This window comes from Pseudomonas sp. EYE_354, assembly GCF_023148575.1.
Lineage (GTDB): Bacteria > Pseudomonadota > Gammaproteobacteria > Pseudomonadales > Pseudomonadaceae > Aquipseudomonas.
In genome coordinates, this window is sequence record NZ_JAHXNQ010000009.1 from 124023 (window position 1) to 149289 (window position 25267).

Annotated in this window: 22 protein-coding genes; 11 read left to right on the forward strand and 11 right to left on the reverse strand. The window is 61.5% G+C overall.

Going from position 1 to position 25267, the window contains the following annotated elements; translation table 11 throughout:
* Window positions 1-213: 213 nt before the first annotated feature.
* A complete protein-coding gene (gene gbcB / locus KZX66_RS14500; RefSeq protein WP_248080394.1) occupies window positions 214-1314 on the reverse strand; it encodes a hybrid-cluster NAD(P)-dependent oxidoreductase in 1101 nt (366 codons plus the stop codon).
* Between the two features lie 284 nt (window positions 1315-1598).
* Here gbcB and gbcA point away from each other — a divergent pair, with 284 nt between their 5' ends.
* Complete coding sequence (gbcA, locus tag KZX66_RS14505) at window positions 1599-2894, forward strand: aromatic ring-hydroxylating dioxygenase subunit alpha (protein WP_248080396.1); 1296 nt, start codon at window positions 1599-1601, stop codon at window positions 2892-2894.
* A gap of 793 nt (window positions 2895-3687) precedes the next feature.
* Here the strand turns inward: gbcA and KZX66_RS14510 are convergent.
* From KZX66_RS14510 to KZX66_RS14535, 6 genes are all read right to left on the reverse strand, one after another.
* Window positions 3688-4458, reverse strand: coding sequence for an electron transfer flavoprotein subunit beta (locus tag KZX66_RS14510; protein WP_248080397.1), 771 nt, complete (start codon window positions 4456-4458; stop codon window positions 3688-3690).
* 15 nt (window positions 4459-4473) lie between these two features.
* The gene (locus tag KZX66_RS14515) at window positions 4474-5694 is read right to left on the reverse strand and encodes an electron transfer flavoprotein subunit alpha/FixB family protein (protein ID WP_248080398.1); all 1221 of its coding nucleotides are present in this window, start codon (window positions 5692-5694) and stop codon (window positions 4474-4476) included.
* The gene (gene dgcB / locus KZX66_RS14520) at window positions 5694-7649 is read right to left on the reverse strand and encodes a (Fe-S)-binding protein (protein WP_248080399.1); all 1956 of its coding nucleotides are present in this window, start codon (window positions 7647-7649) and stop codon (window positions 5694-5696) included. The genes KZX66_RS14515 and dgcB overlap by 1 nt, the downstream gene beginning before the upstream one ends.
* A 103-nt stretch (window positions 7650-7752) precedes the next feature.
* Window positions 7753-9813: an NADH:flavin oxidoreductase gene (gene dgcA, locus KZX66_RS14525; protein ID WP_248080400.1), complete on the reverse strand. Its 2061-nt coding sequence runs from the start codon at window positions 9811-9813 to the stop codon at window positions 7753-7755.
* A gap of 15 nt (window positions 9814-9828) precedes the next feature.
* The gene (locus KZX66_RS14530) at window positions 9829-10359 is read right to left on the reverse strand and encodes a DUF5943 domain-containing protein (RefSeq protein WP_017531060.1); all 531 of its coding nucleotides are present in this window, start codon (window positions 10357-10359) and stop codon (window positions 9829-9831) included.
* Window positions 10360-10434: 75 nt separating this feature from the next.
* On the reverse strand, window positions 10435-11412 hold the full coding sequence (locus KZX66_RS14535; RefSeq protein ID WP_248080401.1) for a dipeptidase: 978 nt from the start codon (window positions 11410-11412) through the stop codon (window positions 10435-10437).
* A gap of 219 nt (window positions 11413-11631) precedes the next feature.
* On the opposite strand from KZX66_RS14535, the gene KZX66_RS14540 reads away from it, so the two are divergent.
* Both KZX66_RS14540 and KZX66_RS14545 read left to right on the forward strand, forming a co-directional pair.
* Window positions 11632-12033, forward strand: coding sequence for a lysozyme inhibitor LprI family protein (locus KZX66_RS14540; RefSeq protein ID WP_248080402.1), 402 nt, complete (start codon window positions 11632-11634; stop codon window positions 12031-12033).
* A 40-nt stretch (window positions 12034-12073) separates the two neighbouring features.
* Window positions 12074-12490: a DUF3010 family protein gene (locus tag KZX66_RS14545; protein ID WP_248080403.1), complete on the forward strand. Its 417-nt coding sequence runs from the start codon at window positions 12074-12076 to the stop codon at window positions 12488-12490.
* 28 nt (window positions 12491-12518) lie between these two features.
* On the opposite strand, the gene KZX66_RS14550 is transcribed toward KZX66_RS14545, so the two are convergent.
* Together KZX66_RS14550 and KZX66_RS14555 are read right to left on the reverse strand one after the other, a co-directional pair.
* The gene (locus KZX66_RS14550; protein WP_248080404.1) at window positions 12519-13685 is read right to left on the reverse strand and encodes an AAA family ATPase; all 1167 of its coding nucleotides are present in this window, start codon (window positions 13683-13685) and stop codon (window positions 12519-12521) included.
* 68 nt (window positions 13686-13753) lie between these two features.
* Complete coding sequence (locus tag KZX66_RS14555; protein WP_248080406.1) at window positions 13754-14698, reverse strand: GlxA family transcriptional regulator; 945 nt, start codon at window positions 14696-14698, stop codon at window positions 13754-13756.
* 193 nt (window positions 14699-14891) lie between these two features.
* On the opposite strand from KZX66_RS14555, the gene KZX66_RS14560 reads away from it, so the two are divergent.
* The 5 genes from KZX66_RS14560 (at window position 14892) to KZX66_RS14580 (ending at window position 18829) form a co-directional block, all read left to right on the forward strand.
* Window positions 14892-15836, forward strand: coding sequence for a choline ABC transporter substrate-binding protein (locus KZX66_RS14560; protein ID WP_248080408.1), 945 nt, complete (start codon window positions 14892-14894; stop codon window positions 15834-15836).
* A gap of 74 nt (window positions 15837-15910) precedes the next feature.
* Window positions 15911-16798 carry a 3-keto-5-aminohexanoate cleavage protein gene (locus KZX66_RS14565; protein WP_248080411.1) on the forward strand — a complete coding sequence of 296 codons (888 nt, stop codon included), beginning with the start codon at window positions 15911-15913 and terminating at the stop codon, window positions 16796-16798.
* A gap of 60 nt (window positions 16799-16858) precedes the next feature.
* The gene (locus KZX66_RS14570; protein ID WP_248080413.1) at window positions 16859-17824 is read left to right on the forward strand and encodes an L-carnitine dehydrogenase; all 966 of its coding nucleotides are present in this window, start codon (window positions 16859-16861) and stop codon (window positions 17822-17824) included.
* Window positions 17825-17836: 12 nt separating this feature from the next.
* Window positions 17837-18313, forward strand: coding sequence for a thioesterase family protein (locus KZX66_RS14575; RefSeq protein WP_248080416.1), 477 nt, complete (start codon window positions 17837-17839; stop codon window positions 18311-18313).
* 252 nt (window positions 18314-18565) lie between these two features.
* Complete coding sequence (locus tag KZX66_RS14580) at window positions 18566-18829, forward strand: hypothetical protein (protein ID WP_248080417.1); 264 nt, start codon at window positions 18566-18568, stop codon at window positions 18827-18829.
* A 43-nt stretch (window positions 18830-18872) separates the two neighbouring features.
* Here the strand turns inward: KZX66_RS14580 and KZX66_RS14585 are convergent, their stop codons facing one another.
* Window positions 18873-19976 (reverse strand): GlxA family transcriptional regulator, encoded by a 1104-nt coding sequence (locus tag KZX66_RS14585; protein WP_099585767.1) that lies wholly within the window; start codon window positions 19974-19976, stop codon window positions 18873-18875.
* A 458-nt stretch (window positions 19977-20434) separates the two neighbouring features.
* Window positions 20435-21811: an L-serine ammonia-lyase gene (locus KZX66_RS14590; RefSeq protein WP_248080418.1), complete on the reverse strand. Its 1377-nt coding sequence runs from the start codon at window positions 21809-21811 to the stop codon at window positions 20435-20437.
* A gap of 416 nt (window positions 21812-22227) precedes the next feature.
* Between KZX66_RS14590 and KZX66_RS14595 the strand changes: the two genes are divergently transcribed.
* From KZX66_RS14595 to choV, 3 genes are all read left to right on the forward strand, one after another.
* Window positions 22228-23175, forward strand: coding sequence for a choline ABC transporter substrate-binding protein (locus tag KZX66_RS14595; protein ID WP_248080419.1), 948 nt, complete (start codon window positions 22228-22230; stop codon window positions 23173-23175).
* A 68-nt stretch (window positions 23176-23243) separates the two neighbouring features.
* Complete coding sequence (gene choW, locus KZX66_RS14600; protein WP_248080420.1) at window positions 23244-24089, forward strand: choline ABC transporter permease subunit; 846 nt, start codon at window positions 23244-23246, stop codon at window positions 24087-24089.
* Window positions 24086-25264, forward strand: a complete 1179-nt coding sequence (gene choV, locus KZX66_RS14605) for a choline ABC transporter ATP-binding protein (protein WP_248080421.1) — start codon at window positions 24086-24088, stop codon at window positions 25262-25264. The genes choW and choV overlap by 4 nt, the downstream gene beginning before the upstream one ends.
* The last annotated feature ends 3 nt before the right edge of the window (window positions 25265-25267 follow it).

The following is a 25267-nucleotide window of genomic DNA, read 5'->3' on the forward strand; positions in this document are numbered from 1 at the left end:
GTGGGAATACAGCCCGCGACGCTCTGCGTCGCATCGTACACGGACATGGACGATTGCCACCGATAGCCGGACGCGGAGCGTCCCAGGAGGCATTCCCACGCGGAGCATGGGAACGAGCGGTGGGCTACAGATTGTTCCCGCGCTCCGCCTGGGAATACAGCCCGCGACGCTCTGCGTCGCATCGCACTCGGACATGGATGCTTCGAGCGGTGGTCAGAATTCGATACGCACATCACCCTTCGGCACGCTGCAGCACGACAGGATGTAGCCCTCGGCTTCGTCTTCCTCGGTGATCCCGCCGTTGTGCTCCATTTCCACCTCCCCGCCCAGCTTCATCACCTTGCACGTCCCGCAGATGCCCATGCCGCAGGCTTTGGGAATCATCAGCCCCAGCTTGGCCGCCGCCGCATGCACGGTTTCGCCTGGTGCCACGCGAATGCTCTTGCCCGATGCAATGAACTCCACCTGATGCAGGTCCGCCAGGTCGACTTCCGGCGCATCCGCCGCTTGCTCGGCTTGCTCCACCGCGTCGGCCCGCGCTTCCGGCGGCGTGGCGCCGAAGGACTCCTCGTGATAGCGCGCCATATCGAAACCCGCTGCTTCCAGCAGACGCTTCACTGCACTCATGTACGGCGTCGGACCGCAGCAGAACACTTCGCGCTCAAGGAAGTCGGGCACCATCAATTCGAGCATCTTGTGATTCAGGTAACCGCGATACCCGGCCCACGGCTCGCCCAGACCATGCTTCTCGCAGATCAGGTGCAGGCTGAAGTTGTCGATCCGCGACGCCATATGCTCCAGTTCGCGGTGGTAGATGATGTCTTTGGGCGAGCGGGCGCTGTGGACAAACGTCATGTCGACATTGGCGTTGGTGTCGTAGAACCAACGCGCCATGGACATCACCGGCGTGATGCCGACGCCGCCGCTGAGGTACAGGACCTTTGGGCTGGGGAAGTCGATGGCGTTGAACAACCCGACCGGCCCGTGCACCGCCAACTCCTGGCCTTCGTGCAGAGTGTCGTGCAGCCAGTTGGAAACTTTGCCGCCGGGCACACGCTTGATCGTCACAGAAAAGCTGTAAGGCACCGAAGGCGAGCTGGAAATGGTGTACGAGCGCATGATCGGCTGGCCTTCGATTTCCAGCTCCAGGGTGACAAATTGCCCGGGCTTGAAAAAGAACAGGATCGGCTGGTCAGCCATGAAGCAAAAGGTGCGCACGTCCCAGGTTTCCTGGATGACTTTGACGCAACGGACGATGTGCCGACCATTGGCCCAGGTCTGGGTCGTGACTGGATTCAGGAAACTATTGGACATGCTGATTCTCCACTGCCGATGTTCGGCTTTATGGTGGCGATTCTGCGTAACGCGAGAACCACCCACTTACCTATCTGCGACATTCACATACTTACCGCGACCAGCCCCCAACGACAGGGGGTTGCGCGTCGGGAACAGATTGGGCCATGTCGCCCATGGATAAGGTTCGTCGCACCGTCGGCCCCACACTCGCTCCATACAAAGACGCTTTCTTTACGCCTTGCATAGCACCAACCGTAGCCACTATTCGCCGGCCACACAGAATGGCCATGAGGACACATACGATGGACGTCACCGCAACCTTAAGCTTGGGCGATCCGCTGGAACCCGCACGCAAGGCCACCGCGCAAATGCTGCAAGAGCGCGAGCGCACCTTTTCGCTGCCCCAGCCGTTCTACTCTGATGAACGGCTGTTTGATATCGACATGCAGGAGATCTTCCAGAAAGAGTGGTTGATCGCCGGCATGACCTGCGAGATCCCCACCAAGGGCAACTACCTGACCCTGCAAGTGGGCAAGAACCCGATCATCGTGATCCGTGGCGCCGAAGGCGTGGTGCATGCGTTCCATAACGTGTGCCGCCACCGTGGCTCGCGCTTGTGCACCAGCGACAAAGGCAAAGTCGCCAAGCTGGTGTGCCACTACCACCAGTGGACCTACGAGCTCGACGGCCGTCTGCTGTTTGCCGGCACCGAAATGGGCGCTGACTTCGACATGAAGCAGTATGGCCTCAAGCCGGTGAACGTGAAGACCGCCGGCGGCTACATCTTTATCAGCCTGGCCGAGAACCCGCCGGCCATCGACGATTTCCTGTCGACGCTGAACCATTACATGGAACCCTACGACATGGAGAACACCAAGGTGGCGGTACAAACCACCTTGATGGAAAAAGCCAACTGGAAGCTGGTGCTGGAAAACAACCGTGAGTGCTACCACTGCAACGCGTCGCACCCGGAGCTGTTGAAGACCCTGCTGGAATGGGACGACGTCACCGACCCACGCGCCGATCAGGCGTTCAAGGACCACGTTGCCGCCTCCGCCGCTGCCTGGGATGCCGAAAAAATCCCTTACGCCCACGCCAGCTTCGGCCTGCGTAACCGTATCGTGCGCATGCCGCTGCTCAAAGGCACCGTGTCGATGACCCTGGACGGCAAACAAGGTTGCGCCAAGCTCATGGGCCGTATCAAGAACCCGGACCTGGGCTCGATGCGCATCCTGCACCTGCCGCACTCGTGGAACCACTGCATGGGCGATCACATCATTGTGTTCACCGTGTGGCCGATCAGCGCCCAGGAAACCATGGTCACCACCAAGTGGCTGGTGCACAAGGACGCGGTTGAAGGCGTGGACTACGACGTGGAGCGTATGCGCCAGGTGTGGGATGCCACCAACGACCAGGACCGTCGCTTGGCCGAAGAGAACCAGCGCGGCATCAACTCCACCGCCTACCAGCCTGGCCCGTACTCCAAGACGTATGAGTTCGGCGTGGTGAACTTCGTGGATTGGTACAGCGAGCGCATGCTCAGCAACCTGGGTGCAGCGCCCGCGCCTTACCTCAAAGGCGTCGCCGCTCACGAGTAACGCTACGACTGTCAGGGTTTTGGCTGTACAAAAAACAGCCAGAGCCCGGACAACCCTGTATCACCCTGCCCTCCAGCCGTTGCCCAACAACTTATCCACAGAGCCACCCACAGCAATTGTGGGCAACTGCTTCCCGCCCCCACAATTAACTGAAGAAAATCCGTGACTTATTCAAGTTGCACGGTTTCCGGCACGATTGATCAATTATTGAACAAACCCACGTAACCCACGGTTGACGTGGCTTACAGCTGTGCGCGAACACCTTATCCACAGAAGCACCAACAGACTTTGGGGGCAACTTCAACGGCACTGTGGAAAACCTGCTGAAAGCGTCATAAACCGAGGCTTTGCGCACCATCAAGTCGTTAAAAGCAGGCATTTGATCAAACTTTAACCAACACTCTGAGCGCCTTTATTTATAAGGCCTGCAAGCGACAGCAAACATCTTATCCACAGAAGCGCCAACAGACTTTGGGGGCAAGTCGGTGCGGCCGACGGGCTGGATAAACGGAAAAACCCGAGCAAAAACCGTTATTTAGCTTGGTTGTTTTTCGTACAGAGGGCTGCAGGGCTTTAGCTGCAAGGGTTGTGGACAACCGCGAACAGGTTATCCACAGACGGGTCAACAGGGATTGTGGGTAAGCCTGTGGCTGCGCCCTCGAGGGAAGCCTGTTTACTGAAAATGGTTTTGGGGGAGGAGATCTGGTCGTTGCGGTGAGCGGCTACACCTCAACAAGCCCCGCCATCACCGCCCCCTCCAGGCGTTCGGCTCAGCGGGGCCGGCGACGATAAATCAGCGCACCACTCCCTCTTCCACCAGCAGCTTGAGAATCGCCTCGGCACCCGCTTGCGGGCTGAGGCCCTTGAGCACTTGCCCGCCGCCGCCACTGGCTTTGGCCGTGGCCGCTTTCATGCGGTCGGCGCCGCTCTTGGCCTTGATCACCTTGAGGCGCTTGGGTCGGGGCTTGGCCGGTTGCAGCACCGCAGCTGTGAATAACTCGTCTTGTTCAACTTCAACTTCATGGGCCGCCAGTTCACCGCGTTGCGCCGGGCCGTAGGCGCTTTGCCGAGGCTTGGGCGCCGCGTTATCCACCGTGGCCACGAACGGCAGACGCACCTTCAGGCGCCGCCGCTGACCGCGCGGCAAGGCTTGCAGCACATGGGCCACGCCCGCCTCGATGGATTCCACCTGGGCCAGGCCCACAATCAGCGGCCAACCCAGTTGCTCGGCCAGCAGGAACGGCAGCATGCCCGAACCTTCGCCGGTTTCCGCCTGACTGCCGGTGAGCACCACATGGGCACCGGCGTCGCGCAGGTAGTCACTGAGCACCGGCAGCGCATCGGCGCCGGTCGGTTGTTCGAGTACATGCAGTTGCGGCAGCCCCATGCCCAGGTAGCTGCGCAACGTGGGCTCGGCGATGTTGCCGGCGTGCAGCACCTGCAACTTATCCCCAGCCATTTGCAGGCCCAGTTCCACCGCGCGCGCATCTTGCTCGGCGCGCCGTGGGCGACCGGAGGTGGGGTGGGCGCCGATGGACACGAGGCTGATTACATTGGTCGTCATGGCCATATCCTTTGCTTAAGCCGCATCGCGCTTGGCGCCGTTGCGGTAGGCCTCGATCGCATCGATCAAGGCTTGCAGTATCGCGGCGCTTTCGCCGATCACCGACAGGTCGGCACGCTTGATCATGTCGCAACCCGGATCCAGGTTGATCGCCACCACCTTGTCGCAGGCACCGATGCCTTGCAGGTGCTGGATCGCCCCGGAAATCCCCACGGCCACATACACCCGTGCGGTCACCCAGGTGCCGCTGGCACCGACCTGGCGATCACGCGCCATAAAACCATCGTCCACCGCCACCCGCGACGCGCCTTCGGTGGCGCCCAGTGCGGCGGCGGTCTGGTGGAACAGCGCCCAATCCTTCACGCCGTTGCCGCCGGAGAAAATAAACTCCGCCTCGGCCATCGGAATCGCTGCCGGGTCCACCGCCACCGCGCCGAGGTCTTCGATACGCGGCAGGCTGCGCGCCAGGCCTGTGGATAACTCCACGGGCAAGACTTCATGGCGCGTGTCGCTGACCGGTTCGGCACATTCCACCGCGGCGAGGATCAGGCGCGGCAACGGCCGCGCCAAATCTTCCTGACCCGCACCGGCGCGGCCGATGCATTCATCGCCCTTGATCTGCCACACCCGCGTGGCCGGACGCTCCTTGAGGCTGGCGGCAAAACGCCGACCCAGCTCACCACCGCCACTGCGGCTGTCAGGCAGCAACCAGTGGCGCGGGTTGAATTGGTTATCCACAGCCCGCAGGCCATGCACACGTTGCTCTGGTGAATAACCCTCGAACTCGGCGCCATCCAGCACCAGCAAGCGGTCGACACCGGCGGTGGCAAACGCGCTCTCTTTGTGTTCGCCGAACACCACCGCCAGCACCGCACCGTCGGCGCCGGCCAGCTGCCGCGCCAGGCCGAGCAGGTCACGGTCGTGACTACTCAAGCGGCCGCCGACCATGTCGGGCACCACGTTGATATAGAACGCCGGCGCCGGCACCTGATGCAGCGGCAACTGCACCTGCACCGCCGCGCTGCGCTTGGCCGCGCCGCCCTGCTGGGCGCCGCTGCGGTCGATACGCTTGATACCGTTGGGGCCGATAAAACCGACGCCATGGACGTTTTTGCGGACAACGCCGTGAGGCCCCATCCAGCTGTGTTGCACCGCTTGCATGGCCGCGTGCAGTGGGTGCAGGCGGTTACGGGCGATCCATTCGGCACGGGGGTCGCGGCGGATAATGTCGCTCATCAGTGCACCTCCGCAGGCGTTTGTTGGGCAGGGCGTGTGATCGGGGTTTTGACCGGCGCGGCCTCTTCGAGCAATGCGTCGGCCACCAACTCGGCAATGTCCTTGATCAACGGCCGGGGCTCGACCACACCTTCAAGCATCGCGGTGCATTGCGGGCAGCCCACGGCCACCAGCTCGGCGCCGGTTTCGCGAATGTCATCCATGCGCATGTCCGGGATCCGCTGTTTGCCGGGGATGTCGGTGATCGGCGCACCGCCGCCGCCGCCGCAGCAGCGCGAACGGAAGCCCGAGCGTTGCATCTCCTTGACCTCGATGCCCAGCGCGCGCAGCACCTGGCGCGGCGCTTCGTACTCGCCGTTGTAGCGGCCCAGGTAGCACGGGTCGTGATAGGTCACGCTGTTGCCTTTGTGCTGGCCCAGGTTCAGGGCGCCGTCGCCAATCAGCTCGGCCATGAAGGTGCTGTGGTGCTGCACACGGTAGTTGCCGTTGAAGGCGCCGTACTCGTTTTTCAACACATGGAAACTGTGCGGATCGCAGGTGACGATGCGTTTGAAGCTGTACTTGGCCAGGGTCTGGATATTGCGCGTGGCCAGCAGCTGGAACGTCGCTTCATCGCCCAGGCGCCGCGCCACGTCGCCGCTGTCGCGCTCTTCGAGACCGAGTACGGCGAAGTCGACCTTGGCCGCCTTCAGCACTTTGACGAACGCGCGCAGGGTGCGCTGGTTGCGCATGTCGAACGCGCCGTCGCCAACCCAAAAAAGCACGTCGGTACTGCCTGTGTCGCTGAGCAACGGCAAGTTCAGGTCCGCCGCCCAGTTGAGGCGACCGCCCGGTGCGAAACCACCCGGGTTGTCGGTGGCGATCAGGTTTTCGAGGACTTCGGCGCCCTTGTTCGGCGTGGCACCTTTTTCCAGGGTGAGGTGGCGGCGCATGTCGACGATGGCGTCCACGTGCTCGATCATCATCGGGCACTCTTCCACACAGGCGCGGCAGGTGGTGCACGACCACAGGGTCTCCGCGTCCACCAGGCCGTTAACGATAGGCTGGTGCGGGTTGCCGCCGTGTTCGCCAATGGCTTTGCCAGGGTAAGGACTACCGGCGAACTTGGCATCGGTGCCGCCCGCCAGGCCGACGACCATGTCCTGAATCAGTTTTTTCGGGTTCAACGGCTGCCCGGCAGCAAACGCAGGGCACGCCGCTTCGCACTTGCCGCACTGCACGCAGGCGTCGAAGCCGAGCAGTTGGTTCCAGGTGAAATCCTTGGGTTTTTCCACGCCCAGGGGCGCGCTTTTGTCGGTCAGGTCCAGCGGCTTCAAGCCGGTGGAACGGCCACCGCCGAAGCGTTCGGCGCGGCGGTGCCAGGCCAGGTGCAGGGCACCGGCGAAGGCGTGTTTCATCGGGCCGCCCCAGGTCATGCCGAAGAACATTTCGGACACGCCCCACAGCACGCCTACGCTCAACAGCGCGGCCAGCAGCCAGCCGCCGAAGTCCGCCGGCAGAAGCCCGGCCACCGGCAACGTCACCAGGAAGAAACTCACCGAGAACGCCATCAGGCTTTTCGGCAGGCGCATCCAGGGGCCCTTGGACAGGCGCGAAGGAGGGTTGCGCCGACGCAGGTAGACAAAGGTGGCACCGACAAACATCAGCACCGACGCCAGCAGCAAGGCATAGCCGAGGATCCGGTTCTGCAGGCCGAAGCCGTGCACCAGAATCGCCAGCAATGCAGACAGCACAAAGCCCAGCGCCGTGGCGACGTGGGTGTTGGCAATGTATTTGTCGCGGGCGACCACGTGGTGCAAATCGACCATGTAGCGCTTGGGCATGGCCAGCAGGCCGCCCAGCAGATCGACTTTGGACGCGCGGCCACGGCGCCACATGTTGACGCGACGCAGCGCGCCGAGGACAGCGAGCCCCAAGGCGGCAAACAAGAGAATAGGCAGCAAGGTGTTCAACATTGAGGCGACCTCAAGCGGCAAGTTTTAAGCTACAAGCGGCAAGTCAAAGCCGGTCACCCATTGCTCTTTCTTGCTGCTTGAAGCTTGTCGCTCGCGACTGTTCTTAAAAATCCTTGCAAAGGCGCAGGGCGTCATAGATGGCAGCGTGGGTATTACGCTGCGCCACACAGTCACCGATGCGGAACAGCAAGTAGCCCTCGCCCGCTTCGCTCAAGCACGGCTGCGGCTTGATCGCGAACAGCGCTTCGACGTCGATCTGGCCCTTGTTGCGCGAACCTTCCTTGAGCCCGTAGTAAATGGCCTCGTCCGGACGCACACCGTTCTCGACCACCACCTGGTCCACCACACGCTCTTCCTTGGCGCCGGTGTATTCGTTCTCCAGCACCGCCACCAGCTTGTCGCCCTCGCGGTAGACCTTCTCCAGCATCATGTCGCCGGTCATGATCACTTCTTTGGGGTACATGCTGCGGTAGTACGTCGGGAACGACGTACCGCCGATCGCAACGCCCGGCTTGATGTCATCGGTGACGATTTCCACCTGGCAGCCTTTGTCGGCCAGGAAGTCGGCCACCGACATGCCGGTGAATTCGCAGATGGTGTCGTAGACCAGCACGTTCTTGCCCGGCGCGACTTTGCCGTCGAGCACATCCCAACTGCTGACCACCAGGCCTTCAGCGGCGCCCCAGTGTTCGTTCTGCTCGATAAACGGATGCCCGCCGACCGCCAGCACGACCACGTCAGGACGCAGGTCCAGGATGGTTTCGGCATCGGCCGCCACGCCCAGGCGCAGGTCGACTTTCAACCGCGCCAGCTCCAGTTGGAACCAGCGGGTGATGCCGGCGATCTGGTCGCGCTGCGGCGCTTTGGACGCGGTGGTGATTTGCCCGCCGATAAATTCTTTTTTCTCCAGCAGGGTCACGTCGTGGCCGCGTTCGGCCGCCACGCGCGCGGCTTCCATCCCCGCAGGGCCGGCACCGACCACCACGACTTTGCGTTTGGGCCCGGTGGATTTTTCGATGATGTGCGGCACGCCCATGTATTCACGGGAGGTGGCCGCGTTCTGGATGCACAGCACATCCAGGCCCTGGTACTGACGGTCGATGCAGTAGTTGGCGCCGACGCATTGCTTGATCTGGTCGATCTGGCCCATCTTGATCTTGGCGATCAGGTGCGGGTCAGCGATGTGGGCACGGGTCATGCCGACCATGTCCACATAGCCGCCTTCCAGAATACGCGTGGCCTGGTTCGGGTCCTTGATGTTCTGCGCGTGCAGCACCGGGACCTTGACCACTTCCTTGATACCGGCCGCCAGGTGCAGGAACGGCTCCGGCGGGTAGCTCATGTTCGGGATCACGTTGGCCAGGGTGTTGTGCGTGTCGCAGCCTGAACCCACCACGCCGATGAAGTCGAGCATGCCGGTGTCGTCGTAGTACTTGGCGATCTGCTTCATGTCCTCGTGGGACAGGCCGTCCGGGTGGAACTCGTCACCGCACAGGCGCATGCCCACGCAGAAGTCATCACCCACTTCGGCGCGCACGGCCTTGAGCACTTCCAGGCCGAACTTCATGCGGCCCTCGAAGCTGCCGCCCCATTCGTCAGTACGCTTGTTGACCCGCGGGCTCCAGAACTGGTCGATCATGTGCTGGTGCACCGCCGACAGTTCCACGCCGTCCAGGCCACCGGCCTTGGCCCGGCGCGCAGCCTGGGCGTAGTTGCCGATCACGCGCCAGATCTCTTCAGGCTCAATGGTCTTGCACGTGGCACGGTGCACCGGCTCACGCACGCCGGAGGGCGACATCAGGGTCGGCCAGTTGAAGCCGTCCCAACGCGAGCGGCGGCCCATGTGGGTAATCTGGATCATGATCTTGGCGCCATGCTTGTGCATGGCGTCGGCCAGGTTCTGGAAGTGCGGGATGATGCGGTCGGTGGACAGGTTCACCGAACTCCACCATTCCTGCGGGCTGTCGATGGCCACCACCGAGGAGCCGCCGCAGATCGCCAGGCCAATGCCGCCCTTGGCTTTCTCTTCGTAGTACTTCACATAGCGGTCAGTGGTCATGCCGCCGTCGGTGGCATACACCTCGGCGTGGGCAGTACTGAGTACGCGGTTGCGGATAGTCAGTTTGCCGATCTGAATCGGCTGGAACATTGCTTCGAAAGCCATGGCACGGTCCTCGGCTTACAACGGCTTGACGGTGAACAAACCAGAATCAAAGCCCTCTTCGGAGCCTCCGTAGACTTGTTCGGCGACGGTGCGGATCTTGCTGCCACGGGCTTCCAGGATCTGGTCCATGGCACCGGCAAACCAGCCGGTGAACATGTAGTCGACCTTGCGCCCGACCTTGCCGTACACATAGACGAATGCCGAGTGCTCAAGCGTGACGCTGGCGGTGCCTTTGTCGAGGTCGATGTCCTGGATCTTGAACAGGCCCCAGCCGCGTTGCGACAGGCGCTTCATGTAGTGTTCGAACACCGCGACGCCTTCCAGGCCGTGGCACTCGGCTTCTTTTTCACACCAGTGCCAGGCGGACTTGTAGCCGGCCTTGTAGAGGATCTCGGCATAGGCGTCGGCGCCCAGTACTTCTTCGATACCCATGTGGTTGTTGACGAAGAAATGGCGCGGCACGTACAGCATCGGCAGGGCGTCGGAGGTCCAGACACCGGTTTCGCTGTCGACTTCGATTGGCAATTGCGGGGCGATCTTGGCCATGGAAACTTAACTCCAGAAAATTCTCAGGTATGCCCCGGCACGGACGGCCGGGGGAAAAGATGCGGTTGCGCCGGCTTATTCGCCCCAGACGTCTTTGAGGACGTTGACCCAGTTCTCGCCCATGATCTTGCGCACCACGCGTTCGCTGTGGCCGCGCTTGAGCAGGGTCTCGGTGAGGTTGGGGAACTCGCCCACGGTGCGGATGCCCAGCGGGTTGATGATCTTGCCGAAGCTGGTCAGACGGCGGGCATAGCCCTTGTCATGGGTCAGCATTTCGAAGAAATCCTGGCCATGACCCTGAGTGAAGTCGGTGCCGATACCAATGGCGTCTTCGCCGACGATGTTCATGGTGTATTCGATGGCTTCGGCGTAGTCGTCGATAGTCGAGTCAATGCCCTTGGCCAGGAACGGCGCGAACATGGTCACACCGACAAACCCGCCATGGTCGGCAATGAACTTGAGTTCTTCATCGGACTTGTTGCGCGGGTGCTCTTTAAGCCCGGACGGCAGGCAATGGGAGTAGCACACCGGCTTTTTCGATTCGAGGATGACTTCTTCGCTGGTCTTGGAGCCGACGTGGGACAGGTCGCACATGATGCCGACGCGGTTCATCTCGCCGACGATCTCGCGGCCAAAGCCCGACAGGCCGCCGTCACGCTCATAGCAGCCAGTGCCGACCAGGTTCTGGGTGTTGTAGCACATCTGCACCACACCGACGCCGAGCTGCTTGAAGATCTCGACGTAGCCGAGCTGGTCTTCGAAGGCATGGGCGTTCTGGAAGCCGAAGATGATGCCGGTCTTGCCCTGCGCCTTGGCGCGATGGATGTCGGCGGTGGTTTTGACCGGGATCACCAGGTCGCTGTTTTCACGGATCAAGGTCTGGCTGGCAACGATGTTATTGATCGTGGCCTGGAACCCTTCCCACACCGACACGGTGCAGTTGGCGGCGGTCAGGCCACCTTTGCGCATGTCCTCGAACAGCTCGCGATTCCACTTGGCAATAATCAGCCCGTCGATAACGATGCTGTCGGCGTGCAACTCGGCTGGGCTCATCAGGCGTCCCCTTATTGGCGATTCATGCGCCGAATCGTCTGCCGGCGCTTTGGGGCCAGCATATGCCCAGGGGCCGACAGAGCCGGGTGCAAAAACGACAGGGGAATTGCCGAAAGCGTCAATCCGCGACAAAGGGTGTTAAGACTGGTCTGACTGGCGACTGTTCTTTGTCTTACGCTTGAGCCAGAATTCGGCCATCACCTGATATGAGAAGGCGCAATGAAATCGATTTTCCTGGCTTTGGCACTCATCGCAACCGGCGTCCACGCGGCTGAAGACACCGACAGCACCCCGTGCGATGGCATCGAAAACGACAAACAAACCCTGGAATGCGCCACCTACAACAAAACCACCGCCGAGCAATTGCTCAAGGATAACTATCAAGCGTTGCTCGAACGCATGGGTTCGACCTATGGGCACGACAAAACCAAGCTGGCGGACATTACCGCTCGTCTGAAGGACGCCCAGCAGAAATGGGAAAAACTGCGTGACGCCGATTGCGCGGTGGACACCTTCCCGGCTGTCACCGGCACCAAGGCCTACGCGATTGCGCAAAATGATTGCCTGGCGCGGATGAGTGACGAGCGGTCGGAGTTTTTGGAGTCGATTGGTCAGGAATAAGCGACAATCCCGTCACTTTTAACCTGAACCAAGGCCATTCATGACTATCTGCGGCATCGAAATCAAAGGCAGCGAAGCCATCATCGCCGTCGCCTCCCTGGACAACCAGGCGCTGACGCACGTCGCCCTGGCCACCAAGAAAATCGCCCTGGGCGACGACGATGAAGCGGCCAACGTCAAAGCCTTCGCCGCCCAGGTGAAGGCCTTTGTGCAGGCCAACGCCATCACCCGCATCGCCATCAAAAAGCGCAGCAAGAAAGGCGAGTTCGCCGGTGGCCCGACCACGTTCAAGATTGAAGGGGTGTTTCAGCTTCTAGATGGCGTTGAAGTGACCTTGCTGTCGCCGCAGACCCTCAATGCGCAGTACAAAAAACACGCCTTCGATCTGCCCGCGACCCTGAACAAGTACCAGCACGAGGCTTACAAAGCCGCCTGTTCGGCACTGCTCAAAAAATAAGCAACACCACACCGATCTGCGGCGCCCTTCAGCGCTTGTGCAGCAGCCAATCCCCGAATGACTTGTCTTCCAGGGCATACCCGCCCCGGCTCGACTTCCACACCAGTTCCTTGTCGCGCAGCGCATCGATGCACGCCTGAATGGTCTGGGTGCCCGGCACCACGTCGCTGCCCATGTCCTCCAGGGCCTTGCCGACCGCCGTGAGGGTAGCGTCGGTGAACGGCGCGAACGGTTCGTTGTGTTGCGAACGCTCCACCATCACCTGCAACACCGCGCGCTGTGGGATGGTCAACGCGTTCCAGGCGCTTTCGAACTCGGTCCACACACCGGCACGCAGCAACTCGGCGCGACTGTGCAGCAGTTGGCCAAGGTTGCCGGCCTCCCCCAACTCCAGCGCCACCTCACCAATGATGGTGCGCAGCATCTCGGGGCGACGCCCTGCCAGCTCGAACGCCTCATCGATATCAGCCGCATTGAATTGGTTGGTCTGCGCCAAATGCGCATTGAGGTGCGCGGTGTAGGCCTGGGTAAACTCGCGGCCCAACAGTGGAAATGGCGTGATGCTGGAGCCGAAGAACGGCTGGCTTTTGCCCAGGACCAAGTGGGCAAGCTTGTCGCGATTGGAGCCGGTGAACACCAGATGCAACCCGCTGCCGTCCTCGTCGCGCCCTTGGTTGAGCTGATCGCGGGCGGCCTTCAGGGCGAACATCGCGTTGATGCCGGCCTCGCTGGTCAAGGCGTGCTGCGCTTCGTCAATCACCAGGACCACCGGTTTTTCCGCCGCGCGGTGCAGCAGCTCCAAGGCCTGGGTCAATGTCGCGCCCACCGGCAATTGCGGCTTGCTGAAGTCCCAGGACAGGGTCCGCAGGAAGCTTAATTTATCGATCCCGATGTTCTTTGCCAGCTTGCGAATGCCCTTTTCATAGGGCACCAGCGCTGCGGCAATCGCGCTGGCGATCAACTCGGCTGGGTCCTGCTCTTTGTCAGCCCACAGGTCGACATACACGCTCAGCCAGCCTCGAAGCTGACACTCCGGGATCAGGTCTTCACGCAAAAACGTACTTTTGCCCGTACGCCTCGGCGCCGCGAGAAACAGGCCGGAGGTAAAATCCTGGATGCCCGCCCCTACCAGGCCGTCGGCAATGCTTTTTGCCAGGATGGGCCGGCGGAATACGAAACCGCTCTGCTTGGACATGGATTTATACTCAATTATGGAAAGCACTATAAATTATAGTAGTGAGTATAATTAACTATAATTGCCCGTCAAACCACCTCCCGTCGCCGATCCTCGCGCGGACACTTGGCAAACCGCGCGCGATAGCTGCGGGTAAAGTACGACGGCGATTCAAACCCGCAGGCAATACTCACCTCCAGCACACTCAGGTCGCTCTGCCTGAGCAGTTGCCGGGCTTTTTCCAGGCGCAGGCCGAGGTAGAAGTTGCTCGGTGTGTCGTTCAAGTGCAGGCGAAACAGGCGCTCCAACTGGCGCCGGGTGACCTTGATCGCCTCGGCCAGGGCCAACGTGCTCAGTGGCGGTTCGGTGTGCTGTTCCATCTCGCCGATTACCTGCACCAGTTTCTTGTTGTTGATGCCGTAGCGTGTGGCGATCTGCATGCGCTGGTGGTCTTTGCGCGGGCGAATGCGGCCAAGCACGAACTGCTCGGACACCTGAATCGCCAGCTCCGGGCCGTGGGCCTGGGCGATCAGGTCGAGCATCAGGTCGATGGACGCGGTGCCACCGGCGCAAGTGATGCGGCGGCGGTCGATCTCGAACAGTTCCTGGGTCACGGTGAGGTGAGGATAGGACTCTTTGAAGGCGTCGATGGCTTCCCAGTGCAGGGTCAGGCGGTGGCCGTCGAGCAGCCCGGCTTGCGCCAGCACGCAGGCGCCGGTGTCTATGGCGCCGAGCGTCACGCCTTCATGGTCGAGGCGACGCAACCAGTGTTCCAGGGCGGGAGTGGCGCACTGCAACGGTTCGAAACCGGCCACCACCAGTAAGGTCGCGCCCTTTTTCAAGGGTTCCAGCGCGGCGTCGGCATTGACCGACATGCCATTGCTCGCCAGTACCGCCCCGCCATCGGCACTCAGCACGTGCCAGCGATACAGTTCGCCACGGAAGCGATTGGCCACCCGCAGCGGCTCCAGCGCGGAAATAAAGCCGATGGCCGAGAAGCCCGGCATCAGCAAAAAGTAGAAATCCTGGGACATGGTGGCGCTCTCGTCGCACGGGCAGCGTGGCACTGTGATACTCCCGTTCAGAAGCGGATTCAAGGGGGCAGGTCGCGCCAGTGCAAGAGCGGGTCGCCGCCGTGCGTTTTGTCGCCCGCCGGCTTGCGTAACTTGGCCTCACGGCGCACAAAGACGCCGGACCCCACAATAACGACCTGCCGAGGGATCCACCATGAACCGACTGATCAACCGCTGCGTGCTCGTACTCAGCGCCAGCGCCATCTTGAGCACTAACGTCCTGGCGGCCGACGCGGCCTCCTGCCAGAACGTGCGCATGGGCGTGGTGAACTGGACCGATGTCATCGCCACCAGCGCCATGACCCAAGTGTTGCTCGACGGCCTCGGCTACAAGACCAAACAAACCAGCGCCTCCCAGCAGATCATCTTCGCCGGCATCCGCGACGCGCGCCTGGATATGTTCCTGGGCTACTGGAACCCGCTGATGACCCAGACCATCACGCCGTTCGTCGACGCAGGGCAAGTCAAGGTCCTCGACAAACCAAGCCTGGAAGACGCCCGCGCCACCCTCGCCGTGCCCACCTACCTGGCGGACAAGGGCCTGAAAACCTTCGCCGACATCGCCAAGTTCGAAAAAGAACTGGGCGGCAAGATCTATGGCATCGAGCCAGGCTCGGGTGCCAATACGCAAATCAAGGCGATGATCGCCAAGAACCAGTTCGGCCTGGGCAAGTTCCAACTGGTGGAGTCCAGCGAAGCCGGCATGCTGGCCGCCGTCGATCGCGCCGTGCGGCGCAAGGAAGCCGTGGTGTTCTTCGGCTGGGCGCCGCACCCGATGAACGTCAACATCGCCATGACCTACCTCAGCGGCAGCGACGATGCCCTGGGCCCGAACGAAGGCATGGCCACGGTGTGGAGCGTCACCGCGCCAAACTACGCCGAACAGTGCCCCAACGTGCACAAACTGCTGACCAACCTGACGTTCACCGCCGCCGACGAGAGCCGGATGATGCAACCGCTGCTCGATCACAAGGACGCTCTGGAATCGGCCAAACAGTGGCTCAAGGATCACCCGCAAGACCAGGCACGCTGGCTGGAAGGGGTGACTACCTTCGACGGCAAACCCGCGGCCGCCAACCTGCAACTCACCGCCAAATAACCCCTGTTCATTCACCGCTTCGCAGCCGACAGCGGCTGCGGACGGCATCACTACGCCTGTAAGGAACCTGTCCCATGAACCACGACGTCATCATCACCTGCGCACTCACCGGTGCTGGCGACACCACCGCCAGAAGCCCGCACGTGCCGGTCACCCCCAAACAGATCGCGGCGGCGGCCGTTGAAGCGGCCAAGGCCGGGGCCACGGTGGTGCACTGCCACGTGCGTGACCCGCACACCGGCAAATTCAGCCGCGACGTGGCCCTGTACCGCGAAGTGATGGAGCGCATCCGCGAGGCCGACGTCGACATCATCGTCAACCTCACCGCCGGCATGGGCGGTGACCTGGAGATCGGCGGCGGCGAGAACCCCATGGAATTCGGCCCCAACACCGATCTCGTCGGCCCGTTGACCCGCCTGGCCCACGTCGAAGAACTGCTGCCGGAAATCTGCACCCTGGACTGCGGCACTCTGAACTTCGGCGATGGCGACACCATTTACGTGTCCACCCCGGCGCAGTTGCGGGCCGGCGCCAGGCGCATCCAGGAACTGGGCGTGAAGGCCGAGCTGGAAATTTTCGACACCGGCCACCTGTGGTTCGCCAAGCAGATGATCAAGGAAGGTCTGCTCGACAACCCGCTGTTCCAGCTGTGCCTGGGCATCCCGTGGGGCGCGCCGGCCGACACCACCACCATGAAAGCCATGGTCGACAATCTGCCTGCCGACGCAGTGTGGGCCGGTTTTGGCATTGGCCGCATGCAAATGCCGATGGCGGCGCAAGCGGTGCTGCTGGGCGGCAACGTGCGGGTCGGTCTGGAGGACAACCTGTGGCTGGACAAAGGCGTGCTCGCCACCAACGGCCAACTGGTGGAACGCGCCAGCGAAATCCTCAGCCGCCTGGGCGCACGGGTCATGACCCCCGCCGAAGGGCGAATCAAGATGGGCCTGACCCAGCGCGGCTGATTGCCTGAAACACCACCTGACTCCTGCAGAAAAAACACCTCCCCCTTAGGAACGTCGCCCATGAGCTTTATCACCGAAATCAAAACCTTCGCCGCCCTCGGCAGCGGCGTCATCGGCAGCGGCTGGGTATCCCGCGCCCTCGCCCACGGCCTGGATGTGGTCGCCTGGGACCCGGCGCCCGGCGCTGAAGCGGCGCTGCGCAAACGCGTCGCCAACGCCTGGGGTGCCCTGGAGAAACAGGGCCTGGCGCCGGGCGCGTCCCAGGACCGCCTACGCTTTGTCAGCACCATCGAAGCCTGCGTGAAAGACGCCGACTTCATCCAGGAAAGCGCCCCGGAACGCCTGGATCTGAAACTTGAACTGCACAGCAAGATCAGCGCAGCGGCCAAGCCGAATGCATTGATCGGCTCGAGCACTTCGGGCCTGCTGCCGAGTGAGTTCTACGAGGGCTCCACCCACCCGGAGCGCTGCGTGGTTGGGCACCCGTTCAACCCGGTGTACCTGCTGCCGTTGGTGGAAGTGGTGGGCGGTAAGAAAACCGCGCCCGAGGCGATCCAGGCCGCAATCAAGGTGTATGAATCCCTCGGCATGCGTGCGTTGCATGTGCGCAAGGAAGTCCCTGGGTTTATCGCCGATCGCCTGCTCGAAGCGCTATGGCGCGAGGCGCTGCACCTGGTGAATGACGGCGTGGCCACCACCGGTGAAATCGATGATGCGATTCGCTTTGGCGCCGGGTTGCGCTGGTCGTTCATGGGCACTTTCCTCACCTACACCCTGGCGGGCGGTGATGCGGGTATGCGGCACTTCATGGCACAGTTCGGCCCCGCGCTGCAGTTGCCGTGGACCTACCTGCCGGCACCGGAACTGACCGACAAACTGATCGATGATGTGGTCGACGGCACCCGTGATCAGTTGGGCACACACAGTATTTCGGCGCTGGAGCGCTACCGTGATGATTGCCTGTTGGCGGTGCTGGAGGCGGTGAAAACCACCAAGGCCAGACACGGCATGACCTTCGCCGAATAACGGATACCCACCATGCCTGCATTGACCACCTACACCACCCAAGTCCAGCCGGCCTGGGTCGACTACAACGGCCATCTGCGCGACGCGTTCTATTTGCTGATTTTCAGCTACGCGACCGACGCGCTGATGGACACCCTGGGCCTGGACAGCGACAACCGCGAAGCCAGTGGCCACTCGCTGTTCACCCTGGAGCTGCACCTGAACTACCTGCACGAAGTGAAGCTGGGCGCCGAGGTTGAGGTGCACACCCAACTGATCGCCCACGACGCCAAGCGCCTGCACCTTTATCACAGCCTGCACCTGGCAGGTGACGAGAAGGAACTGGCCGGCAATGAGCAGATGCTGTTGCATGTCGACCTGGCGGGCCCGCATGCGGCACCGTTCGCTGCGGCTACGCTGGAAAAAATCGCAGCGATCAGCGCCGCACAGGTGAACCTGCCCAGACCCGCCCTGCTTGGCCGCGTGATCGGTTTGCCGGTCAAAAAATAAGCGAAAAAAGCCCCGATCCAGCCGTGACTGGATCGAGGCAGAGGTGCCTTGTGTGAGCTGTACATCCCGAGGGTGACCAAACCATCAAGCTGTGTGGCTGAGTTCAGTGTGCCGATAACCGAGGACGGTGCATGGCCCGAAAACGACACGCTCATAGCCATCTGAGGCATTCGTGCATTCTGCCCTTGCCGCGTGCCTGAGCGGCTACCAGAATCCAGGTCAGACCCCGCTCCCCTCACCAGGATAAACGTCATGATGCATGCGGATTTGATTGACCAGAATGACCTGTTGGACCAACTGCGCTCGTTGGGTTTTGAAGTGTCCAGCGGCGCCAGCGCCGAACAGGCCTGCGAGTGCGCCGTGCGCGGCTTGAGCGAAGCACGGGCCAAGGCGCTCAAAGGCATGGTGGAAAAAATGTACAGCGGCAGCGCGACGATTTTGCCGGCGGTGCGTCAGGCAATCGACAAGCAGCTGTTGCCGGCGCTGATGCAGTTCAAGCAGAACTCGGGCGCCTGATAGACCGCTATCGGGGGCTTGCCCCCGATGCAGTCAACGCGTTTTAAAGCCTGACGCTGGCAAACGTCGACTCGTTGCGCGCCTGGCTCAACGCCGACATCGGCCCGGCCAACGGCGCCAGCACCAGGGCCTGCGGAATCGGCATCATCGCCACTTGCTGGGTGGTGTTGGAACCTACGCGCTCATCCCGTGGCGGGATGCCGAAGTACTCGCGGTAGCACTTGGAGAAGTGCGGCGTGGAGACAAACCCGCACACCGACGCCACTTCAATGATCGACATCGGCGTTTGCTTGAGCAGTTGCCGTGCACGAATCAGGCGCAGCTTGAGGTAGTAGCGCGACGGTGAGCAGTGCAGGTATTTCTGGAACAGGCGCTCCAGCTGGCGGCGCGACACGGCGACGTACACCGCCAATTCATCCAGGTCGATCGGTTCTTCCAGGTTGGCTTCCATCAGCGCCACGATCTCCTGCAGCTTCGGCTGATTGGTGCCGAGCATGTGTTTGAGCGGCACGCGCTGGTGGTCCTGTTCGTTGCGGATGCGCTCGTACACAAACATCTCGGAGATGGCGGCCGACAGCTCACGGCCGTGATCGCGGCTGATCAGGTGCAGCATCATGTCCAGCGGCGCGGTGCCGCCCGAGCTGGTAAAGCGGTTGCGGTCGAGGGTGAACAGGCGTGTGCTCATGGCCACACGCGGGAAGGCTTCCTGCATCGAGGCCAGGCATTCCCAGTGCACGCTGCAATCGAAGCCATCGAGCAGGCCGGCGCAGGCCAGAGCCCAACTGCCGGTGCACACGGCGCCAAGACGACGGGACTGGCGCGCCTGGCTTTGCAGCCATGACACGTGCTCACGGGTCACGGTGCGCTGGATACCCACGCCGCCGCACACAATCACGGTGTCCAGGGCCGGAGCTTTGTGCATGGAAGCATCGGGAGTGATTTGCAGACCGTCGCTGGCCCAGACTTGGTTGCCATCCACGCTCAGGGTGGTCCAGCGATACAACTCGCGGCCGGACAGCTGGTTCGCCATGCGCAGTGGTTCCACTGCCGACGCCAGGGAAATCAGCGTGAAATTGTCCAGCAGCAAAAAGCCGATGGATTGAGGCGCACGGTTCTGGGGTTGGGCCCCTGAGTTGAACGACGTCATCGCGGTAATCTCCTCACACAAAGCGGGTAATGGCCTCAGGCGAGGCTCTTGTTATTGCACTCCTCGTCCATAACGAGGAGAGGCTTTGAATGGATAGAGCAAATGCCGTGCCTGAAATTGAATACGTATTCAATAAATCCTGAAAACGACCTGTTGATGCGTCTATATAAGCCCGCGCAGGAAGTGCGGGATATAGCCTGAAAACGATGTGAGAGCAGGTCTGCCTGAGCCGTGAGCAGATCGGTAGCACTTGTGGGAAGGCGCTTTGAGGGGTGTGGGATAAGTCTGTCACCCAACGCACGGGGGACGCGTGATCGAGGGCAAATCGTTCGCAAGCTACTTATCTGTTTGCGACGCGCCAAAAGGTGGCGCTTTTGGTTTGAGTGTTCACTTTATGAGCAGTTCTGACCCGATCTCAGCCATCGGGGGGCACGCCCCCCGATGCAGGCGACCCGGCCTCAGCACTCGACTGCGCTGACCGCCAAGCCGCCCCGCGAAGTCTCTTTGTACTTGTCATGCATATCCGCCCCGGTATCGCGCATCGTGCGGATCACCCGATCCAGCGAGATAAAGTGCTGACCGTCGCCACGCAGGGCCATTTGCGCGGCGTTGATCGCCTTGACCGCTGCAATCGCATTGCGCTCGATGCACGGCACTTGCACCAGCCCGCCCACCGGATCGCAGGTCAGGCCGAGGTTATGCTCCAGACCGATTTCGGCGGCGTTGCACAGTTGTTCCGGCGTGGCGCCGAGGATCTCCGCGAGTCCCGCGGCAGCCATCGCGCATGCAGAACCCACCTCACCCTGGCAACCGACTTCGGCACCGGAGATCGACGCGTTCTTTTTGCACAGGATGCCCACTGCCGCGGCGCCAAGCAGATAGTCGACCACGTTGGCTTCGGTGACTTCTTCGCTGAACTTCATGAAATAGTGCAGCACCGCCGGGATGATCCCCGCCGCGCCATTGGTCGGTGCGGTGACCATGCGCCCACCGGCGGCATTTTCTTCGTTGACCGCCAGGGCGAACAGGTTGACCCATTCCATGGCGCTCAAGGTCGAGCCGATCACGTTGGGTTTGTTCAGCTCCTGCAGACTGCGGTGCAACTTGGCGGCGCGACGGCGTACGTTCAGGCCGCCGGGCAGGATGCCTTCGTGTTTGAGGCCCTGCTCCACGCAGTCCTGCATGGCGTGCCAGAGTTTCATCAGGCCGCTGCGGATATCTTCTTCGGAGCGCCAGACTTTTTCGTTGGCCAGCATCAATTCGGCGACGCGCAGGTTATGGGTCTTGCACAGTTGCAACAGCTCGGCGGCGCTGGAAAAGTCATAGGGCAGTACGGTGCGGTCCATGTCCGCCACGCCGCTTTGAGCCTGGGCTTCATCCACCACAAAACCGCCACCGACGGAGTAGTAGGTGTCGCGGCGCAGTTCGCCGTCATCACCGAACACCACCAGGGTCATGGCGTTGGGGTGAAAGGGCAGGTTTTCGTCGAGCAGGCGCATGTCCCGGGCCCACACGAACGGCACGGGCAAGCGCCCGTCCAGCAGCAGGGTGTCGGTTTCGCGCAGGGTGTGAATGCGCACGCCGATTTGCGACGGATCGATCGCGTCCGGCCACTCGCCCATCAGGCCCATGATGGTGGCAGTGTCGCTGCCGTGGCCGATGCCGGTGGCCGACAACGAGCCGTACAGCTGAACTTCAACGCGTCGCACCTGCTCCAACAATTCACGTTCACGCAAGCCTTGAACGAACAACGCCGCGGCACGCATGGGGCCCACGGTGTGAGAACTCGAAGGCCCGATGCCGATCTTGAACAGGTCGAAAACGCTGATAGCCATTAACGTGGAACTCCTCGATAAGCACGGGCCGGGCTTGAACGAGCTGCTACGCTCAGATCGCCCAGATGGCGGCATCATCCAGTTTTTGTTGCCCGTCACGGCGTCTCACACCGACGCACCCATGCTCACCAGCGTCGCTTGCGTGCGAACGCCTGTTTTGGCCGTTTTTTGCGGTGCAGAAGGGCAAAACCTGTGGTTTTACCCTGGTAAAAACCTGTAAGCGACGTCACCGACACTGGATACGACCCTCCCTGTACTGGATACGACGCACCCTGTAGGCGTCAGATTTTCACTGGTACATGATCAGTCTCGACTCGTTTGCAAGGCACCGTGGCAGAGCTGTTGTCGCACGCTCCAACCGCAACACTTATAAAGCGCGGCGAATGCCGCCAGAAAAAACACAGGAGTCTACCCAGATGAAAGGTTCACCCTCGTTGTTGTTGGCCGCCATGCTGAGTTTGCCAGTCATGGCACACGCCGCAGAACCGGAACAGTGCAAGACCGTCAACTTCTCCGATGTCGGCTGGACCGATATCACCGTCACCACCGCGACCACCAGCGAAATCCTCAAGGGCCTGGGCTACAAGCCGCGCACCACGATGATTTCGGTACCAGTGACCTACAAGTCCCTGGCCGACGGCAAGAACATGGACATCTTCCTCGGCAACTGGATGCCGACCATGGAAAACGACATCAAGCCGTACCGTGATGCCGGCACCGTGGAAACCGTGCGCGCTAACCTCGAGAACGCCAAGTACACCCTGGCAGTCCCTGAAGCGCTGTACAACAAAGGCCTGAAAGACTTCGCCGATATCGCCAAATTCAAGGATGAGCTGGGCGGCAAGATCTACGGCATCGAGCCGGGTAACGACGGCAACCGCACCATCCAGACACTGATCGACAAAGACGCCTTCGGCCTCAAAACCGCCGGTTTCAAGGTGGTCGAGTCCAGCGAAGCCGGCATGCTCTCCCAGGTTGAACGCGCCACCAAGCGCGACCAGGCCATCGTGTTCCTCGGCTGGGAACCGCACCCGATGAACACCCGCTTCAAGATGAAGTACCTGACCGGTGGTGACGACTCGTTCGGCCCCAACTACGGCCAGGCCACCATCTACACCAACGTGCGCAAGGGCTACACCCAGGAATGCAGCAACGTTGGCCAACTGCTGAAGAACCTGGTCTTCACCTTGAACATGGAAAGCACCCTGATGGGTAACGTCCTGGACGACAAGATGAAGCCCGACGCCGCCGCCAAGGCCTGGCTGAAAAAGAACCCGCAAGTGCTCGACACTTGGCTCGCCGGTGTCACCACCGTGGACGGCCAACCCGGCCTTGCCGCCGTCAAAGCGTACCTCGACAAGTAACTCCGCTGACCCCGGGCTGGTGCGCTGGCCCGGGACGTTTCCCTCTTCGCATGTGGACATTCACTACCATGCTGACTGAACAGAAAATCCCACTAGGCCAGTACATCGCTGCCTTCGTTGAATGGTTGACCCAACACGGCGCCAACTATTTCGACGCAATCGCATCGACACTGGAAACGATGATCCACGGCGTGACGTTTGCGCTGACCTGGTTCAATCCGCTGGCATTGATCGGTCTGATTGCGCTGCTGGCTCACTTTATTCAACGTAAATGGGGACTGACTGTTTTTGTCATTGCCTCCTTCCTGCTGATCCTCAACCTGGGGTACTGGCAGGAAACCATGGAGACCCTGGCGCAGGTGCTGTTCGCCACCCTGGTCTGCGTGGTCATCGGCGTGCCGCTGGGCATTGTTGCCGCGCACAAGCCGATGTTCTTCACCATGATGCGGCCGGTGCTCGATCTGATGCAGACCGTACCGACCTTCGTCTACCTCATCCCGACCCTGACCCTCTTCGGGCTGGGTGTAGTGCCTGGGCTGATTTCCACGGTGGTGTTCGCGATTGCCGCGCCTATCCGCCTGACCTACCTGGGTATCCGCGATGTACCGCAAGAGTTGATGGACGCCGGCAAGGCCTTTGGCTGCTCGCGCCGTCAGTTGCTCTCGCGCATTGAGTTGCCCCACGCCATGCCGAGCATCGCCGCCGGCATTACCCAATGCATCATGCTGTCGTTGTCGATGGTGGTGATCGCCGCGCTGGTGGGCGCCGATGGCCTCGGCAAGCCGGTGGTCAACGCGCTGAACACCGCCGACATCGCGCTGGGCTTTGAAGCGGGCCTGGCGATCGTGTTGCTGGCCATCATGCTCGACCGCATCTGCAAACAACCCGACGCTAAAGTAGGGGGTGATGCATGAGCATTATCCGATTCGACAAGGTCGACGTGATCTTCTCAAAAGACCCACGCGAAGCGCTCAAGCTGCTGGACCAGGGCATGAGCCGTAACGAGATTCTGAAAAAGACCGGGCAGATCGTCGGCGTTGAAAACGCCAGCCTGGACATCGAGAAAGGCGAGATCTGCGTGCTGATGGGCCTCTCGGGCTCCGGCAAGTCAAGCTTGCTGCGCTGCATCAACGGCCTCAACACCGTGAGCCGCGGCCAACTGTTTGTGGAGCATGAAGGTCGCCAGATCGACATCGCCTCCTGCACACCCGCCGAGCTGAAAATGATGCGCACCAAGCGCATCGCCATGGTGTTCCAGAAGTTCGCCCTGATGCCTTGGCTGACGGTGCGCGAGAACATCAGCTTCGGCCTGGAAATGCAGGGCCGCCCCGAGAAAGAACGACGCAAGCTGGTGGACGAGAAACTTGAGCTGGTGGGCCTGACCCAGTGGCGTAACAAGAAGCCCGATGAACTGTCCGGCGGCATGCAGCAGCGCGTGGGCCTGGCCCGTGCGTTGGCGATGGACGCCGACATCCTGCTGATGGACGAACCCTTCTCGGCCCTCGACCCGCTGATCCGCCAGGGTTTGCAGGACGAGTTGCTGGAGCTGCAACGCAAGCTGAGCAAAACCATCGTGTTCGTGAGCCACGACCTCGACGAGGCGCTCAAGCTGGGCAGCCGTATTGCGATCATGAAAGACGGCAAGATCATCCAGTACAGCGTGCCGGAAGAGATCGTGCTGAACCCGGCGGACGACTATGTGCGCACCTTCGTCGCCCACACCAACCCGCTGAACGTGTTGTGCGGCCGCAGCCTGATGCGCACGCTGGACAACTGCACGCGGGTCAACGGTTCGGTGTGCCTGGATCCGGGCGGCGACTCGTGGCTGGACCTGGCCGAAGGCAACACTATCCAGGGCGCGCGGCAGAATGGCGTGGTGATGAACCTGCAGAACTGGGCGCCAGGGCAAGCAATGGAAGGTTTGGGTCGCGTGCCGACGCTGGTGGATTCGAATATCGGCATGCGCGATGCATTGCAGATTCGTTACCAGACGGGGAACAAGTTGGTGTTGCACGACAACAACAAAGTGGTGGGCATTCTAGGGGACACTGAGCTCTACCATGCCCTGCTGGGCAAGAACCTGGGTTAAGCC